14 protein-coding genes are annotated in these 16,551 nt (G+C 58.7%); 7 read left to right on the forward strand and 7 right to left on the reverse strand.

Going from position 1 to position 16,551, the window contains the following annotated elements:
- Positions 1-19 precede the first annotated feature (19 nt).
- The gene (locus tag HHL24_RS11360) at positions 20-262 is read right to left on the reverse strand and encodes a helix-turn-helix domain-containing protein (RefSeq protein WP_169485580.1); all 243 of its coding nucleotides are present in this window, start codon (positions 260-262) and stop codon (positions 20-22) included.
- 170 nt (positions 263-432) lie between these two features.
- Between HHL24_RS11360 and HHL24_RS11365 the strand changes: the two genes are divergently transcribed.
- Positions 433-837, forward strand: coding sequence for a hypothetical protein (locus HHL24_RS11365; protein WP_169485581.1), 405 nt, complete (start codon positions 433-435; stop codon positions 835-837).
- A 619-nt stretch (positions 838-1,456) separates the two neighbouring features.
- Here HHL24_RS11365 and HHL24_RS11370 read toward each other — a convergent pair.
- The 5 genes from HHL24_RS11370 to dnaA form a co-directional block, all read right to left on the reverse strand.
- On the reverse strand, positions 1,457-2,176 hold the full coding sequence (locus HHL24_RS11370; protein WP_169485582.1) for a PP2C family protein-serine/threonine phosphatase: 720 nt from the start codon (positions 2,174-2,176) through the stop codon (positions 1,457-1,459).
- Entirely contained in the window at positions 2,173-3,489 is a 1,317-nt protein-coding gene (locus tag HHL24_RS11375) for a serine/threonine-protein kinase (RefSeq protein WP_169485583.1), read from the reverse strand. The genes HHL24_RS11370 and HHL24_RS11375 overlap by 4 nt, the downstream gene beginning before the upstream one ends.
- A gap of 529 nt (positions 3,490-4,018) precedes the next feature.
- Positions 4,019-6,493, reverse strand: a complete 2,475-nt coding sequence (gyrB, locus tag HHL24_RS11380; RefSeq protein WP_169485584.1) for a DNA topoisomerase (ATP-hydrolyzing) subunit B — start codon at positions 6,491-6,493, stop codon at positions 4,019-4,021.
- Between the two features lie 114 nt (positions 6,494-6,607).
- Positions 6,608-7,711: a DNA polymerase III subunit beta gene (gene dnaN, locus HHL24_RS11385; RefSeq protein ID WP_097390825.1), complete on the reverse strand. Its 1,104-nt coding sequence runs from the start codon at positions 7,709-7,711 to the stop codon at positions 6,608-6,610.
- Positions 7,712-7,930: 219 nt separating this feature from the next.
- Complete coding sequence (gene dnaA / locus HHL24_RS11390; protein ID WP_230417411.1) at positions 7,931-9,574, reverse strand: chromosomal replication initiator protein DnaA; 1,644 nt, start codon at positions 9,572-9,574, stop codon at positions 7,931-7,933.
- A gap of 394 nt (positions 9,575-9,968) precedes the next feature.
- On the opposite strand from dnaA, the gene rpmH reads away from it, so the two are divergent.
- The 4 genes from rpmH (at position 9,969) to yidC (ending at position 12,677) form a co-directional block, all read left to right on the forward strand.
- The gene (rpmH, locus tag HHL24_RS11395) at positions 9,969-10,103 is read left to right on the forward strand and encodes a 50S ribosomal protein L34 (protein ID WP_004198824.1); all 135 of its coding nucleotides are present in this window, start codon (positions 9,969-9,971) and stop codon (positions 10,101-10,103) included.
- Positions 10,104-10,117: 14 nt separating this feature from the next.
- Complete coding sequence (rnpA, locus tag HHL24_RS11400) at positions 10,118-10,618, forward strand: ribonuclease P protein component (protein ID WP_206002807.1); 501 nt, start codon at positions 10,118-10,120, stop codon at positions 10,616-10,618.
- 133 nt (positions 10,619-10,751) lie between these two features.
- Positions 10,752-10,982 carry a membrane protein insertion efficiency factor YidD gene (yidD, locus tag HHL24_RS11405; RefSeq protein ID WP_007180115.1) on the forward strand — a complete coding sequence of 77 codons (231 nt, stop codon included), beginning with the start codon at positions 10,752-10,754 and terminating at the stop codon, positions 10,980-10,982.
- A gap of 30 nt (positions 10,983-11,012) precedes the next feature.
- Positions 11,013-12,677, forward strand: a complete 1,665-nt coding sequence (gene yidC / locus HHL24_RS11410) for a membrane protein insertase YidC (RefSeq protein ID WP_169485585.1) — start codon at positions 11,013-11,015, stop codon at positions 12,675-12,677.
- Positions 12,678-12,782: 105 nt separating this feature from the next.
- Here the strand turns inward: yidC and HHL24_RS11415 are convergent, their stop codons facing one another.
- Complete coding sequence (locus tag HHL24_RS11415; protein ID WP_230417412.1) at positions 12,783-13,256, reverse strand: XRE family transcriptional regulator; 474 nt, start codon at positions 13,254-13,256, stop codon at positions 12,783-12,785.
- Between the two features lie 347 nt (positions 13,257-13,603).
- Here HHL24_RS11415 and mnmE point away from each other — a divergent pair, with 347 nt between their 5' ends.
- Together mnmE and HHL24_RS11425 are read left to right on the forward strand one after the other, a co-directional pair.
- Entirely contained in the window at positions 13,604-14,998 is a 1,395-nt protein-coding gene (gene mnmE / locus HHL24_RS11420; protein ID WP_169485586.1) for a tRNA uridine-5-carboxymethylaminomethyl(34) synthesis GTPase MnmE, read from the forward strand.
- A gap of 297 nt (positions 14,999-15,295) precedes the next feature.
- Entirely contained in the window at positions 15,296-16,507 is a 1,212-nt protein-coding gene (locus tag HHL24_RS11425) for a tyrosine-type recombinase/integrase (RefSeq protein ID WP_169485587.1), read from the forward strand.
- The last annotated feature ends 44 nt before the right edge of the window (positions 16,508-16,551 follow it).

Here is a 16,551-nt window from a genome sequence, read left to right on the forward strand (position 1 = left end):
CCGTTTCAGGTGTGCCACCTCAAACCATGGTCTTGCTTTTATCGCTCAATTGGCTTATCTCGTCGCGCTGATATTCCAATATGTCGGCAATAGCGCAGTCGTAGTGCTTGCATATCGTGTTAAGCGTGTCTAGATCGACGCGAGCCGTGGTTTCTCGATACAGCCCCGTAACCGTGTTTCGCGAAAGCCCCGTAGCACGAATAAGGTCGGCGATCTTTTCTTTGTTTTCTCCCAGCAGCCGAGAGAGATGGATGCGGATCATTTTTCTGGCCTGTGCATGTTCACAATGAAGCGTGGGCGGAGACTAAATCAGCTGTCTTAGAATGATACACTACCTGATGATTTTGTTCATGAAGATGATCGAAAATTGCATGCCCATCATCCGTCTCCTAATGGGCGAGCTCGATTCCGGCGTCCTTAAGAAGGGCTCACGTGAATGATCCCATAGGCCACGGCCATTCTCCTGAAAACGGAAATGGACAACAGCACCCGTCGTGGTCCAATGCGATGGTGCGTTTGCTCGGAGGGTTGATGCTCATCGTGACTGCCCTAACCTCACTTCTCACTGCCATTGGCAAGCTTGATAACGAGCTAAGTGATAAAGGTAGGCAAGATCTGAATCATGTCTTATATAGCACCAGGCTAATAGAATTTACCCGGTGCCGGTCATTAGAAGGTGTTCCAGCCTCGTTGGATGCAGGGAGTGGCGGGGTCAAAAATGATGCTGTGCTTGATATCCCGGATGAAGACTTCTACCACTCGGTGCATGCGAAGGAAATTTCGGGCGGGCGTAACTGTAATTTCGGGAATTCCTATTGCACGGAAGACCTCGATTAACATACGACGCGCTGCACGGTTACGGCGACGGTTTAAGCTGTACACCGAGCAACTCACACACAACGTGGGTTGTCTCCGCGGACGTAGTTAATAGGTACAACGCAGTTAAACCCACTCTTCTCGGGAAAATCGTGTTCTGGATGCTGCTGTTAACGGGAGTGTGTTTGATAATAACGCCGACTTTCGTTCGCATGTTTCGTCGTTAGCCGGGAGCGACTCGCAGCCGATGTCGACATAAAGCCCGGAGCCTCCCGGCTCCGAGCTTTATGTCCGTTTCTTCAGTTTTAGTCTTTAAGTGGGCGAGAGACAAATCTGCATCCACAAATCCAATGGGTCGAGCCATTCCGGGGGGCATCATCCCCTAGTCTATTAGGCTGCAATCGCGCAATCGTGCATAACATTAGAACTTGCTGCCTTCCCGTGCGAGCTCTTTGCCCGAGCGCGAACATAAACAATTCGCTAGAGGGGCGTTCATGCGTGGCAACCGTAACCTGAATTCAATCGATCGTGAGCATCTCTTCTAAGAGGCGTGGGCGGTTCCAATGGCGCATGTTGGCAAGAGATACGGTATTTCCGAAACCGAGGTTCGGCGCGTATGTGGCGCCATTCAGGTAGTAGCCTAAACGAGTTGCACACCCAAGGCTGTGCAGTCATCTGACGGAACGCGCTCACGTGCCAAGTTGCTAAGCTCGCAAAGAAACTGCTTGATGTTCGCGCACGATAGTGATATTCCGACGATCTCTCTCTTCAAAACGGTTGAATAAAAACCATCAGAGCATAAAATCAGTCGATCACCAGGCTTCAAAATAAAGTCAGAGCGGAACAAGTCGTAGTCGCGCTTCGGACTGATCGCAGACTCTAAGACGTTCTTTCGCCGATATTTTGCGACTTGGTTTGGTCTTAGGATGCCTTCTTCTACCAGGCGTTGCGCCTCTGTCTGATCTTTCGTCCGGGTAAGGATTCCCGCGCCTGATAAATGATAGGCGCGGCAGTCACCCACATGTCCGAGTGATACATTACTAGTCTCGTCATCGTAGATGCATACCGTCAGAGTTGTGCTCAAGCTTCCCAACTCTTCCTCGGCCGAGTGTATAGCGTCGATCCTTCGCTTCGCCGCTTGAAACAGTGTCTCAACAACGGCGGCAGACGGATCACCGATGAACGTCTGCTCAACCGCTTGGAGCGCTGACCTAGACGCAACTTCACCCCGATCAGAGCCTCCGACGCCGTCAGCTATTCCAAAAACGGTATATTTGCCGCGCACGAGCGGCGACAGCACGGCGTCTTGATTGACGTCGTGCCGCCCTATCAGGGAAAAATGTTCACTCGCAAATATCACAGAGCTGCCTGAATTATCGGCGAGAGCGACTGCCTTGTTGCCCCGATCGAGTGTTCGACATGCGCAACCCTCTGCTTCACATCGACATTCTGGACCACTGCTTCGACCACAAAGCGCTGTGCCACTTGCGGGTCGAGTTCCTTGGAAGCCAACTGCATAAATTTACGCTCAACAAACCAGCGGTTGTGTCCGGCGCCAAGCTCCAGAAGTGCGACTAGCGACAGGGCTTTCGACTCCACCGGGCCTGCGTTGAAAACTGCCTCCAGTTTGCTAGCAAGAATGTCGCAGTAGTCGAAGTCAAATGCCATTTGAATGACGTGCTCACAAAAATCGGCAGCAATGGCGACGAAGATATCGACGGAGGCGGCGGCGAGAGAGGTGAAGTGAGCCGCATTCATTGCTTTGAAAAGATTGTAGGGCGCCACCCTCTTATCTTGGTACGTATCAAGCAGAGCTAGCACCCTATCCCATTGATCCTCCGTCATATCACTGACGGCGTTCAGCATTGCGACGACGTGCCCTTCCTCGTTGGACGAAAAAGTGGGTACGTAGCCGTCCAACGCCTTGAACAAGTCCTCTCGCAACTCTACCACGTCGCGATATCTCAACCTCGGCGAGCGTCGAGTGCACTTCTCAATAACGGCACCAATCGCACCTGGGCCTTGAAGCTGACTGTAGGGTGTGCGCTTCGCTCTCACGAAGATATCGTGCAAGATCGCGCCGAACGAGTAGATGTCCGCCGCAGCCGTGGCGCGCCTCAAATTTACCGCCAGCTCCGGTGCCGCATAATAAGGCGTCCCTCCGCCTACATCAGATGGCGTTAGGGTCGTGGAATTGCTGTTCGGAGACGACATAAGACCAAAATCCGAAACTGCGTATCTGATGAAACCTTGCTCACTAAAGCGAAGAACATTAGAGGGCTTCAGATCTCTGTGCACATAGCCCGCGGCATGCAGTGCTTCGAGTCCCGCGAGTATGCCGAACAGAATCGGCAATGGAGCGCCACCCAAAGTCGGGTCTCGCTCCAATTCCTGCTCAAGCGTGCAATCCGCCAGAGGCATGAAGAACGCCGGAGGATTTGCCGACAAATCGGAGCCTAGAATCTCCACGACGTTCGGGTGCTTCACCGCAGATTGATACCTGACCTCACGGGCGAATCGAGCCGTAAGCTCCACGATACCCACGTCGTTCACGATCCCTGCTGCTGGCTCCAGCGTTTTCATTGCAGCGCGGTTCGGATTCGCGGCGGCGTTATATACCTCGTAGACGCGCCCGAAGCCGCCATGACCTAATTCTTTTACGATCTCATACATTCTTGGCCCTCGTCTTCTTCTCTCGTTTTTGAGTCGAGCGGCATGCCCGCTCTCTTGGTTACCGAAGATCATTATTTGCGGGTGGCCCGACTTTCCTGGAATTCTGGACGTACAAAAAGACCGCACCTAGTAAGCTGTGCGGTCTCGTACGGTCGGGTCATAGATTTGCGGGAGACTGCCCCCATCACCTACCCGTCAGAACCGATTGAATATCGAGCTGCCTGAAAGCAGTGAAATTGCGGAAATATCTGACGCTTCAAAAATCGCTGGAACCCTTGGTGGGTTGGGCGGGAGTCGACCTCACGGTATCCTTTCGGAGGCAGATTGTGAGTCCGCCGCTCCTGCTTGACCTTTCGCCCCGTCAGCCTGTCGCAATAACTGACGCCCGCACGTGCGGCCACTTAGCTAGATCAAAGTCTTGAGCGGCGAGTACCAAGGCTCACGAAAGCTTGCCCGATTTTTTCACTATTTGTGGCAGCAGTTTTTCATTTTCTTGGCACAGTTTTCACTTTCTGTGGCACCCGACATGTTACACGTCAATATTTCCGGCTCTGAGTGCGTTAGATTCGATAAACGCTCTACGTGGCTCCACTTCATCGCCCATCAACGTCGTGAAAATTCCATCCGCTGCAATTGCGTCCTCAATCTGAACCCGCAACAATCGCCGAACCGCCGGATCCATCGTCGTTTCCCAAAGCTGCTCGGGATTCATCTCGCCCAAGCCTTTGTATCGCTGCTTCGAAATATTCCGCTCAGCATCTGCGATCAGCCACTTCATAGCGCTCTTGAAGTCAATAACAGCCATGCTCCGCTCGCCGCGCTTGATGACCGCCCCCGGTCCGATCAAGCCCTTGAACGTATCTGACGTGTTGATGAGCTGTCGATAGTCTGCGGTCAGCTGAAATTCCTGGTCAAACACTGACACCTTCTGGTTACCATGATGCGTGCGCGAAATATGCAGTGAGCGGAGCTCGCGCACTTCGTCATACCGAGTCGTCACACGAACGTCCGGTTTCAACGGATCGTCACGCAGCTTTGCCTCCAGTGACTTCGCAGAAGCTTCAGCTGCTTCTTCGCTCGACAGATCGATCACTATTCCGTCCATGACCGCTTCAAGCGCCCCAGCGTCGTACAGTCGGCTCAACCGATCAACGACCGCCTGCGACAACAGGTACGACCTTGCCAAACTGCCCAACGCATCGCCCGTGATCGGCGTAGCGTTTTCGCCCGGCACGAGCTCTGACCCATTGAGCGCCAACTTCAGCATATGAGCGTTCAGCTCAGTAGCATCCTTCAAATACCGCTCGTCTTTGCCCGCTTTGATCTTGTAAAGAGGCGGTTGAGCGATATAGATGAAGCCACGCTCAATCATCTCAGGCATTTGCCGGTAGAAGAATGTCAGCAGCAGAGTTCGAATGTGCGCACCATCAACGTCCGCATCGGTCATGATGATGATCCGGTGGTAGCGCAGCTTGTCGACGTTATAGTCTTCCTTGCCAAAGCCGCAACCCAGCGCCGTAATCAGCGTCACAATCTGCTCCGAAGAAAGCAGCTTGTCATAGCGCGCCTTCTCCACGTTGAGCACCTTGCCGCGCAGCGGCAAGATCGCCTGAAACTTCCGGTCACGCCCCTGCTTCGCCGAGCCGCCTGCCGAGTCACCCTCGACGATATAAATCTCAGACTTCGCCGGGTCCTTCTCCTGGCAATCCGCCAGCTTCCCAGGCAAACCCACGCCATCCAGCACGCCCTTACGACGCGTCATTTCACGCGCCTTCCGAGCCGCATCCCGCGCCCGCGCCGCATCAACAATCTTGCCGCAAATGATCTTCGCGTCGTTCGGCGTTTCCAGCAGGAATTCTTCGAGCGCCTTCGCGACCACATCCTCCACCGGCGCGCGCACTTCCGACGACACCAGCTTGTCCTTGGTCTGCGCGCTGAACTTCGGCTCCGGCACCTTCACCGACAGCACGCACGAGAGCCCTTCGCGCATGTCGTCGCCGGCCGTCTCAACCTTCGCTTTCTTCGCGACTTCGTGATCGGTGATGTACTTGTTCAACACGCGCGTCATCGCCGCACGCAAACCGGTCAAGTGCGAGCCGCCGTCGCGCTGCGGAATGTTGTTCGTGAAGCACAGCACGTTTTCGTTGTAGCTGTCGTTCCACTGCATCGCGACTTCGACGGCAATGCCGTCCTTCTCACCGCTCACGTGGAAAATGTTCGGGTGCAGGACGGCCTTGTTCTTGTTGATGTACTCAACAAAACCCTTCACACCGCCCACAAACGCGAAATCTTCTTCCTTGCCGCTGCGCAAGTCGTGCAGGCGAATCCGCACGCCGTTATTCAGGAACGACAGTTCGCGAATCCGCTTGGCCAGAATGTCGTAGTGATATTCGACATTGCCGAAGATCGTCTCGTCGGCCATGAAGTGCACTTCGGTGCCGCGGTTTTCGGTGTCGCCAATCACCGGAATCGGCGACACAGCCACGCCGTCGATCTCTTCGATCACGCGGTTCTGCGGCACGCCACGGTGGAATTCCATGAAGTGCTTCTTGCCGTCACGGCGCACCACAAGGCGCAGCCACGACGACAGCGCGTTCACGCACGACACACCCACGCCGTGCAGGCCGCCGGACACCTTGTAGCTGTTCTGGTCGAACTTGCCGCCGGCGTGCAGCTCGGTCATCACGATTTCAGCGGCGCTGCGCTTCGGATCGTGCTTGTCGTCCATCTTGAGACCGGTCGGCACACCGCGGCCGTTGTCGGTGATCGAAATCGAGTTGTCCGCGTGGATAGTGACCTGGATGTCGTTACACCACCCGGCCAACGCTTCGTCGATCGAGTTGTCGAGCACTTCGAACACGAGGTGATGCAGGCCGGTGCCGTCCGATGTATCGCCGATATACATCCCGGGACGCTTGCGCACCGCCTCCAGACCTTCAAGGATCTGAATGGACGAGGCGCCGTAGCCGCTATTGTCGGGTTGCGAATTGTTCGTTTCAGTCATGGATTTTTTCCGGTTCTGCGTTGCTGCTGGGTTGCTGCTCGGGACTTTTCAAAACACCATAAAAACGCCAAAGGGGCGCTGCGCCCCTTGGTGTGTTCTTGGTTTTTGGACGCGTTAGATGCGCATCGGCATCACGACGTATTTGAATTCGTCGTTCTCGGGAATCGTGATCAACGCACTGGAGCTGGCGTCGCCAAGGCTCACTTGCAACATGTCGACCTTCAGGTTCGCGAGCACGTCGAGCAGATACGTGACGTTGAACCCGATATCGACGCTGTCGCCGTCGTACGCGATTTCCAGTTCTTCCTGCGCCTCTTCCTGATCGGCGTTGGTCGACATGATCTTCAACTGGCCCGGCTCGACGATGCAGCGCACGCCCTTGAATTTGTCCGACGTCAGAATCGCGGCGCGTTGCAGCGAACGCTGCAGTTCTTCACGGCCGATCAAGAACTGATTCTTGTGCGACTTCGGAATCACGCGCTGGAAGTCGGGGAATTTGCCTTCCACCAGCTTCGACACCAGTTCGACCTGGCCGAACGTGAACTTCACCTGCGTCGGCGCGATGTCGATCTTCAGCGTGTCGTCGATGTCTTCCAAGAGACGCTGCAATTCGAGAATCGTCTTGCGCGGAATGATCACTTCCTGACGCGCGAACGAGCCTTCGATCTTCATCGACGAGAACGCGAGGCGGTGGCCGTCGGTTGCGACTGCCATCAGCTGGTCGCCGTCCACCACCAGCAGCATGCCGTTCAGGTAGTAGCGGATGTCCTGCTGGGCCATCGAAAAATGGACCATGCCGAGCAACTGGCGGAACGTCTTTTGGGGAACCACCAGGTTCGCGCCGTAGTCTTTAGCTTGAGCGACGGTCGGGAACTCGTCGGCCGCCAGCGTTTGCAGCGCAAAGCGGCTCTTGCCGGATTGCACGGTCAAACGCTTGTCGTTCAAGGTCAGCGTAACTTGCCCGTCGGGCATCGCGCGCAGAATGTCGAGGAGCTTTCTTGCTGCCACCGTGGTCGCGACCGAATCGCCGCCCACGCCAAAATCGGCACGCGTGGTGATCTGCAACTCGAGGTCGGTCGACAGGAACGACACTTCAGGGCCGTTCTTGGTAATCAGCAAATTGGCGAGGATCGGCAACGTATGGCGGCGTTCGACGATGCCGCTCACAGTTTGCAGCGGCCTGAGGAGGTTATCGCGTTCGGTCTTGACCAGTTGCATAGAGTTCCTTCGTTGATATGACGGCCTGCGCGCCTAGCTTGCCAGCCTTACAGTGCGCAGCCGCGGCTCCCCGCCGGCGCCACGCAGCGCCTGTCACGGCGTGAATTCCGCCCGCGGCCGCCGGGCGGTTAAACCTGTATTGTGCCTGAAAACAGAACCGCTCCCCTAAAATGGGGGCGAGTTCCGAAATAAACAGGTCGATTTTCCCATCCGGCCTGCTTAACCTTTCAGCGTTTGCTCCAGCACGTGCAGTTCGTGGTTCAACTGGGCATCCGTTGTGCGCTCGCCGGCAATCTTGCGCACCGCGTGCAGCACGGTGGTGTGATCGCGCCCCCCGAACAGTTCGCCGATTTCCGGCAAACTTTTCTGCGTCAGCTCCTTCGCCAGATACATCGCGATCTGCCGTGGCCGTGCAATGTTCGCCGGACGCTTCTTCGAATACATGTCCGCGACCTTGATGCTGTAGAAGTCAGCCGTGGTCTTCTGGATGTTTTCCACCGAAATCTGCCGGTTTTGTACCGTTAGCAGGTCTTTCAGCGCTTCTTTCGTTACTTCAATCGTGATTTCACGGCCGTGGAACTTCGAATACGCGAGGATCTTGCGCAGCGCGCCTTCGAGTTCACGAACGTTCGAGCGCAGATGCTTGGCGACGAAGAACGCCACATCTTCATTCAGGCTCACGAACTCCGATTGCGCCTTGCGCATCAGAATCGCGACGCGCATTTCCAGTTCGGGCGGCTCGATCGCCACCGTCAGGCCCGAGTCGAAGCGCGAGATCAAGCGGTCGTCGATACCGGAGATTTCCTTCGGATACGTGTCGCTGGTGATGATCACCTGCGCCTTGTTCGCGACCAGCGCCTCGAACGCGTAGAAGAATTCCTCTTGTGTGCGCGACTTGCCTGAGAAAAATTGAATATCGTCGATCAGCAGCAGGTCGAGCGAGTGGTAGTAACGCTTGAAATCGTCGAACGCTTTGCGCTGGTAGGCCTTCACCACGTCAGACACGTACTGCTCCGCGTGGATGTAGCGAATCCGCGCGCCGGCCTTGTCCATCAGAAGCTGGTTGCCGATTGCGTGGATCAGGTGGGTCTTGCCCAGACCGACGCCGCCGTACAGAAACAGCGGGTTGTACGAGATGCCCGGGTTGTCCGCGACCTGAATCGCCGCGGCGCGCGCCAACTGGTTGGCCTTACCGGTCACGAAGTTGTCGAAGGTCAGCACGGGGTTGAGCTTCGAACGCTCATACATCGAGTCGTTCTCGCCGTTGCCGTTCGAACTGGCGCTTTGGCCCGGACGCCACGTGCGGCGGGCAGCGGCGGCTTCGTTCGCGTCGAGGCTGGGCAGATCGAGGTCGGCGCCATCTTCGGCGGCCGCGCGTGCGTTTGCGTTTTGTTCAGCTGCCGCGCGTGCATTCGCGTTGAGGTTCGCCATCGCGCTGTTCGCGCCATTGGCGCGCGCAGCTTGTGCCGATTGCACCGCGCCGACGGCCGCGTCCACCGCGGCACCGCCGCCGTTTGAGCCAGACGAATAGCCACCGCCCGCTGCGCCCATTGCGCCGGGCGCGGAAGACGGACGCGGCGGAGCCGGCGACGCTGCCGCGGGGGCGCGCATGCCGGCTTTCGGATCCAACACAAATTGCACATCGACCGGCGTCTGCCAGAAATCGCGTGCCATATCGGAAATGCGGCCGGAAAACTGGCTCTTGACCCAGTCGAGCTTGAAGCGGTTCGGCGCGGCGATGCTAAGCGTGTTCGCAGCGGCGTCGAAGGCGACCGGGGCCAACGGTTTGATCCACGTCACGTACTGCTGGGGCGTAAGCTCACGCTCCAGCAATGCGGAACAGTGTTGCCAGAAATCGTTCATCGAGTTGCTGTCGTTATGGTGTGCACGGCGGTTCGCCGCTGCCCCTGTCGCGCATACGCAACAAGGCCCTGAGCAGTCATACCGAACCAGGCGTAATGGCTCCAGGCGCTTGTGCCACAAGGGTTTGCGGGGCAAGCGAGCCGGAGCGGCGTGCAGGATTTTTGGGAAGTAAGGCGAGATTCTAACGCCAAAACGTCAGCGAAAGGGAGTTATCCACAGGGACGGATCATCCGACGAAGTCCTCTCGGGGTCAGGCCGAACCAGGCTAAACTATTGACGGTCAACGAAAAACCGGTTTAAATAGCGGGTTCCGCGAAAACCAATTCAGTAAACCTCCGGCCATTGCGCTTTCAGCGATGATCGCGCGGTTATTTTTCGATCAAGTGAGAGCAACATGAAACGTACTTACCAACCTTCCGTTACCCGTCGCAAGCGCACCCACGGCTTCCGCGTTCGCATGAAGACCGCAGGTGGCCGCAAGGTCATCAACGCACGTCGCGCGAAGGGCCGCAAGCGCCTCGCCATCTAAGGCAGGCGAGCGGATTGCGCGCTCTGTCTGTGCCGACAGGTGACGCCCGCGGTGAAGCGGGAACGGCAGGGGCGCCGCAACTGAGCTCGGTTCCGTTGCGAGCGCAAGCCGCCTTCCCCAAAGCCGCAAGGCTACTGAAAACGGATGAATTTTCATCCGTTTTTCGTTTGCGCCCGTGGCGCCGCACCGCGCACTTCGTGGTGTACGGCCGGCCCACCGGCAATGACGCTCGCTTAGGCCTCGTGATCGGCAAGAAGTATGCGCCGCGCGCGGCCACGCGTAATCTGGTACGTCGACTCGCGCGTGAAGCCTTCCGGCTGCGTCGCGCGGAATTCGGCGGTTGGGATGTGCTGCTGCGTTTGCACACGCGCTTCGACAAGAAGGCTTTGCCGAGCGCCTCGTCGCCGCCGTTGAGGGCGCTGTGCCGCAGCGAGATAGAGGCGCTGCTCGACAAGGCAGCGCGCGAAATTCTCCGTCGCGAGGCGCCGCCCGCGGAAGCGCCCAAGACGGAATGACGCTCAAGTGAGCGCCCGGTGGGTCGTTCGGGCAGCCCGGTTCGCCGAAGCTGCCTCAATTGCCCCAGCAGCCCTGCTGCGCGGGCCTCACCCGGTACTCCACGTTGCGCGGCGCCGTCCGGCCGCACCAGCCATGCAAACGGTACTCATCGCTTTACTGCGTTTCTACAAGGTTGCCGTGAGCCCAATGCTCGGCAACCGGTGCCGTTTTTACCCTTCCTGCTCTGATTACGCGCGCGAAGCAATCCAGTATCATGGCGCCGCGCGCGGGACTTATCTCGCCGCCAGGCGTATTTGCCGCTGCCACCCGTTTTCCGCGGGCGGCATCGATCTCGTCCCGCCTCCCACTTCTGAAAAGCGCTGACGCGCCGTTCCATCGACACTGAGACAACGCATGGATATCAAACGCACCGTCCTATGGGTCATCTTTTTCATGTCAGCGGTCATGCTGTTCGACAACTGGCAACGCGACCACGGACGCCCGTCGATGTTCTTCCCAGGCGCCAACCCGACCAAGACCGTCGGTAGCGCCGCACCGGGAACCACGACGCCGGGAACCCAGTCCGCCGATCTGCCGGCCACCAACGCTGCAGCAGCGCCTGGCAATGCGCCGGCAGCGGCGGCCCAAGGCCAGCTGATCAGCTTCAGCACTGACGTCTATAACGGCGAGATCGACACCCGCGGCGGCACGCTGTCGAAGCTGTCGCTCGTCAAGCAAGGCGACGGCAAGCAGCCCGATCTGGTCATCACGCTGTTCGACCGCACCGCCAACCATACGTATCTGGCGCGCACCGGTCTGCTCGGCGGCGATTTCCCGAACCACACCGACGTCTTCACGCCGGTGCCGAACCAGCCGCACGATCTGACGGGCGACGCCAAGTCGTTCCAGCTCAGCCTCGAGTCGCCGGTCAAGGGTGGCGTGAAGGTCATCAAGACCTACACGTTCACGCGCGGCAGCTATGTGATCGGGGTCGACACAAAGATCGAGAACGTCGGTACCGCGCCGGTCACGCCGTCGGTCTATATGGAACTGGTGCGCGACGACACGCCGGTGGAAACGCCGCGCTTCTCGCACACGTTCATCGGACCGGCTGTCTACACCGACCAGCACCACTTCCAGAAGATGACGTTCAGCGACATCGACAAGAACAAGGAAGACTTCGTCAACTCGGCCGACAACGGCTGGATCGCGATGGTGCAGCATTACTTCGCGTCGGCGTGGATTCCGCAGCAAGGTGCGAAGCGCGACATCTATGTCGAGAAGATCGATCCGACGCTGTATCGCGTCGGCGTGAAGCAACCGGTGGCGACTATCGCCCCGGGCCAATCGGTTGATGTGTCCGCGCGCCTGTTCGCCGGTCCGGAAGAAGAGCGCATGCTCGAAGGCATCGCCCCGGGTCTGGAACTGGTGAAGGACTATGGCTGGGTCACGATCATCGCGAAGCCGTTGTTCTGGCTGCTCGAAAAGATCCACAGCTATGTCGGCAACTGGGGCTGGTCGATCGTGCTGCTCACGCTGCTGATCAAGGCCGTGTTCTTCCCGCTGTCGGCCGCAAGCTACAAGTCGATGGCGCGCATGAAGGCGATCACGCCGCGTATGCAAGCCCTGCGCGAACGCTTCAAGGGCGATCCGCAGAAGATGAACTCGGCGCTGATGGAGCTGTACAAGACCGAGAAGGTCAATCCGTTCGGCGGGTGTCTGCCGGTCGTGATTCAGATTCCGGTGTTCATCTCGCTGTACTGGGTGCTGCTGTCGTCGGTTGAAATGCGCGGCGCGCCTTGGATTCTCTGGATTCACGATCTGTCGCAACAGGATCCGTTCTTCATCCTGCCGGTCCTGATGGCGGTCTCGATGTTCCTGCAGACCAAGCTGAACCCGACGCCGCCGGACCCGGTTCAAGCCAAGATGATGATGTTCATGCCGATCGCGTTCTCGGTCATGTTCTTCTTCTTCCCGGCCGGTCTGGTGCTGTACTACGTCGTGAACAACGTGCTGTCGATCGCACAGCAGTACTACATCACGCGGATGATGGGTAAGCCGAAGACGAAAGCGGCCTGATTGATGTCTTGCCTGCAGCGGGCGGTGGTAGTGTCCGCTGACTGACAGGCAGAAGCAGAAGCTAGCCGTATAAAAAGCCGCCCGGTTTGCGCCGGGCGGCTTTTTTTATGACTCGGCCGATGGGCCCTTCTCTTTCGATGTCGATGCGTCTTCAGGCGCGGCGCCGGTTTCCTGTTGCGTGCCGCCGTCAAATTCAGTGATCAGTTCTTCCACCAGATTGCGCTGCTTGGGCGACAAACCCGCGAACCGGTTAGCCATCTGCGTAACCATCTCGATCGTTTCCGGCGCCAGCGGATATTTCTCGCCACGGCCGAGCGGTTTAGCCTTGCCGGATGGAGTCGGCCCGTAATGCAGCCAATGAACGTCCTTTTGCAGCCACGTAGCTAGAACCTGCAACTTATCGCGCTTGGGGATCGTCGTACCCGCGAGCCATTTGTGCGCGGTTTGCGGTGAGACGGCAGGGCCACTGCTATAAAGCAGATTGAATTCCCTGGCTAAATCGGTCCCACCCTTAATGTCTTTGGGGAGTGAGTCTTTCAGCCGTTTGGCGAAAGCTGCTTTTTCTTTGGAGGTCGGCATGGGCCCGATTGTGCAATTCGGCGCATAATCAGTGGACAACCAACTGCGCTACTTTATTGCTCAAATAAGCTATTCTTAGCCTGAAATCGGCACTGAATGCCGTGTTTCACGATTTCATCGAATATCGTCTTTTCCTTGCGCAGCGTGCGTTTTAGGCATTCTGGCGCGTCCATCTGTCGCAAGGGTGTCTTAAGCTATCTTAGCTTGTGTGAGATAAATCCTTATTTGTCTTATGAAAAGCAAGCCATGCTAGGAGTCTGGCCCGGTTCAAGAGCCAGCGGATGCCCGCGTTACAATGCCCGGCGCCCGCTCGTGCGCATTCAATCCCTTCTGATAGCCTCGTCCCCATGCTCGCCACCGATTCCGATCCGATCGTCGCCATTGCCACCGCACCCGGCCGAGGCGGAATCGGGGTCGTGCGGATTTCGTGCGGTCGTGCCGGAGAAGCCGCCGCGCAGCCGCTGATGCAAGCACTCACCGGCCAGGCACTTGCGCCGCGGCATGCGAGTTATGTGCCCTTCCTCGACGGCACCGGCAACGCGCTCGACCGCGGCATCGCGCTGTACTTTCCCGCGCCGCACTCCTACACCGGCGAGCATGTGCTCGAGTTGCAAGGCCACGGCGGTCCGGTCGTGCTGCAACTGGTGCTGCAGCGATGCATCGACGCCGGCCGTGCGTTCGGTTTGCGTCTAGCCGAACCGGGCGAATTCACGCGACGCGCGTTTCTCAACGACAAGTTGGATCTGGCGCAAGCGGAAGCCGTCGCCGATCTGATCGAGGCCAGCACCGAGGCCGCCGCACGCTCGGCGGGCCGCTCGCTCGACGGTGCGTTTTCGCGCGACATCCATGCTCTGGTCGAGGAGGTCATCACGCTGCGGATGCTGGTCGAGGCGACGCTTGATTTCCCGGAAGAAGAAATCGACTTTCTGGAAGCCGCCGACGCCCGCGGCAAGCTCGCGCGGATCCGCGAGCGCCTCACGCACGTACTGAGCGAAGCGCGCCAGGGCGCGTTGCTGCGCGAGGGTTTGTCGGTGGTGCTGGCGGGACAGCCGAACGTCGGCAAGTCGTCGCTGCTGAACGCGCTGGCCGGCGCGGAGCTGGCCATCGTCACGCCAATCGCCGGCACCACACGCGACAAGGTCGCGCAGACGATCCAGATCGAAGGCATTCCGCTGCATGTAATCGATACGGCCGGCCTGCGCGATACCGAAGACGAGGTGGAGAAGATCGGCATTGCGCGCACGTGGAGCGAGATCGAACGCGCGGACGTCGTGCTGCACCTGCTCGATGCGCGAACTGGCATGAACGTCGAAGACGAAACGATCGCGGGTCGCTTCCCGAGCGGCGTGCCGGTGGTGCGCGTGCTGAACAAGACGGATCTGACCGGGCTCGCACCGACCGTGACACCGCTGGACGCGGACCTCGAGCTCAGCGAAGTAAGGCTGTCGGCGAAACAGGGCGATGGCGTTGCGTTGCTGCGTGAGGAATTGCTGCGCATCGCCGGCTGGCAGGCCGGCGCGGAGAGCGTCTACCTCGCGCGCGAGCGGCATCTGATTGCGCTGCGCGCGGCCCAGGAGCATCTGGCGACGGCTGCGGCGCACGCGGATCAGAACGCTCAAGCACTCGATCTGTTCGCCGAGGAGTTGCGGCTCGCGCAGGACCAACTGAACTCGATTACCGGGGAATTCAGTTCGGACGATCTGCTCGGGGTGATTTTCAGCCGGTTTTGTATCGGGAAATAACGTGCTGCCGAGCGACGACCAACGTTCGCAAGCACGTCGCTAGAGGTTGTCGCCCACCGAGAAGGCGAAGATTGCCTGCAGACGGTCGGACCACCCGGTCCAAGACCATTTCGGTGAAGCCACCAGAATGGTGACCCTTGGATACGGAGCAACGCGCGGGATCACCGACCTCCCCCGCGTCACGTCTGCCTGCCGTGTATTGAACACCCTCTGTTGACCTAAATCTGCCCATTTTTTTGGTACACAAAAGACAAACCGCTCTAAAATCCCCGCTGTCCGTGTATCAAACGATCCGCCATGCCCAAACTAGCCGCCCCCCTCACCGAAACGCAGATCCGCGCGCTTGAACCCCGCGCCACCCGCTATTGCGTCGCAGACGGCAACGGCCTCGTCATCGAAATCATGACGACGGGCACCAAGGTCTGGCGCTTCCGCTATTCACTGAACGGCAAGCGCCAGCCGCTGGCCACGATCGGCGACTACCGGATGATTTCGCTGCGGGTCGCGCGCGCCAAGGCGCAGAAGTACGCGGAGATGGTCGCGAGCGGCGTCTCGCCGGTGGCGACGGCGCGCCGCGACCGCGGCGCGGAGAGCAAGGCTGAGGTGCTGCGCGAGGGCGCGGAGCTCTATCTCGCGACGGAGATGGCCGGCAAGTCCGCGGAATATCAGCGCACCACGCGGCGCGCGCTCGAAAAAGATGTTCTCCCCGCCATTGGCGCCAAGCCGATCAAAGCCGTGACGGACGACGACATCCGCGCGATATGCGACCAGATCAAAAGCCGTGGCTCGCCCAAGATGGCGCTGCACACGCGCAACGCGGTCAAGCGGCTCTATGAGTACCTGATCGCCCGGCAACTCGCCACGACCAATCCGGCGGCGCTCATCCCGGCACGCTTCATCGCGACGCCGGACAGCCGCACCCGCGTGCTCGCCCCAGACGAAATGCGCGCCATGCTCCGCGCGATCTACGCATCGAACATTCGACGTCCATTGAAATTGGCTTTGCACCTGCTCGTGCTGACGATGGTGCGGAAATCGGACATCGTCGAGGCGGCCTGGTCCGAATTCAACCTCAACGCAGCGCGATGGACGATCCCCGCCGCGCGGATGAACAAGGGCCGCGAGCATGTGGTGTATCTCTCGCATCAGGCGGTTGCCCTGCTTCGCGAGCTTCAGGACACGAAGACCAGTCGGAATTTCGTATTCCCGAGCGTGAGGGGCGACGATCGGCCGATCGCCAAGAGCACGCTCAATCAAGCCGTCAAATCGCTCGGACTCGACGTCGAGCATTTCGTCCTACATGACTTTCGACGCACCGCCGCGACTCACTTGCGCGAGATGGGGCAGCCTTCGGACGCGATTAACAATGCGCTGGCGCATACCGTCAAAGACGCCCCGGGCAGAGATGGCCACGCTGAGAATGCAGCAGAACGGCGTCGAACCTTGCAATTGTGGGCGGATTTCGTCGACGCCCAGATCGGGAGCGGCCGACAAGGCGTGATCGGCTGAGTGCGGCAGATGTGGCAGGTGCAAACCCGGTTGTCGCAGTGCAT

The organism is Paraburkholderia polaris (assembly GCF_012927345.1).
GTDB lineage: Bacteria > Pseudomonadota > Gammaproteobacteria > Burkholderiales > Burkholderiaceae > Paraburkholderia > Paraburkholderia polaris.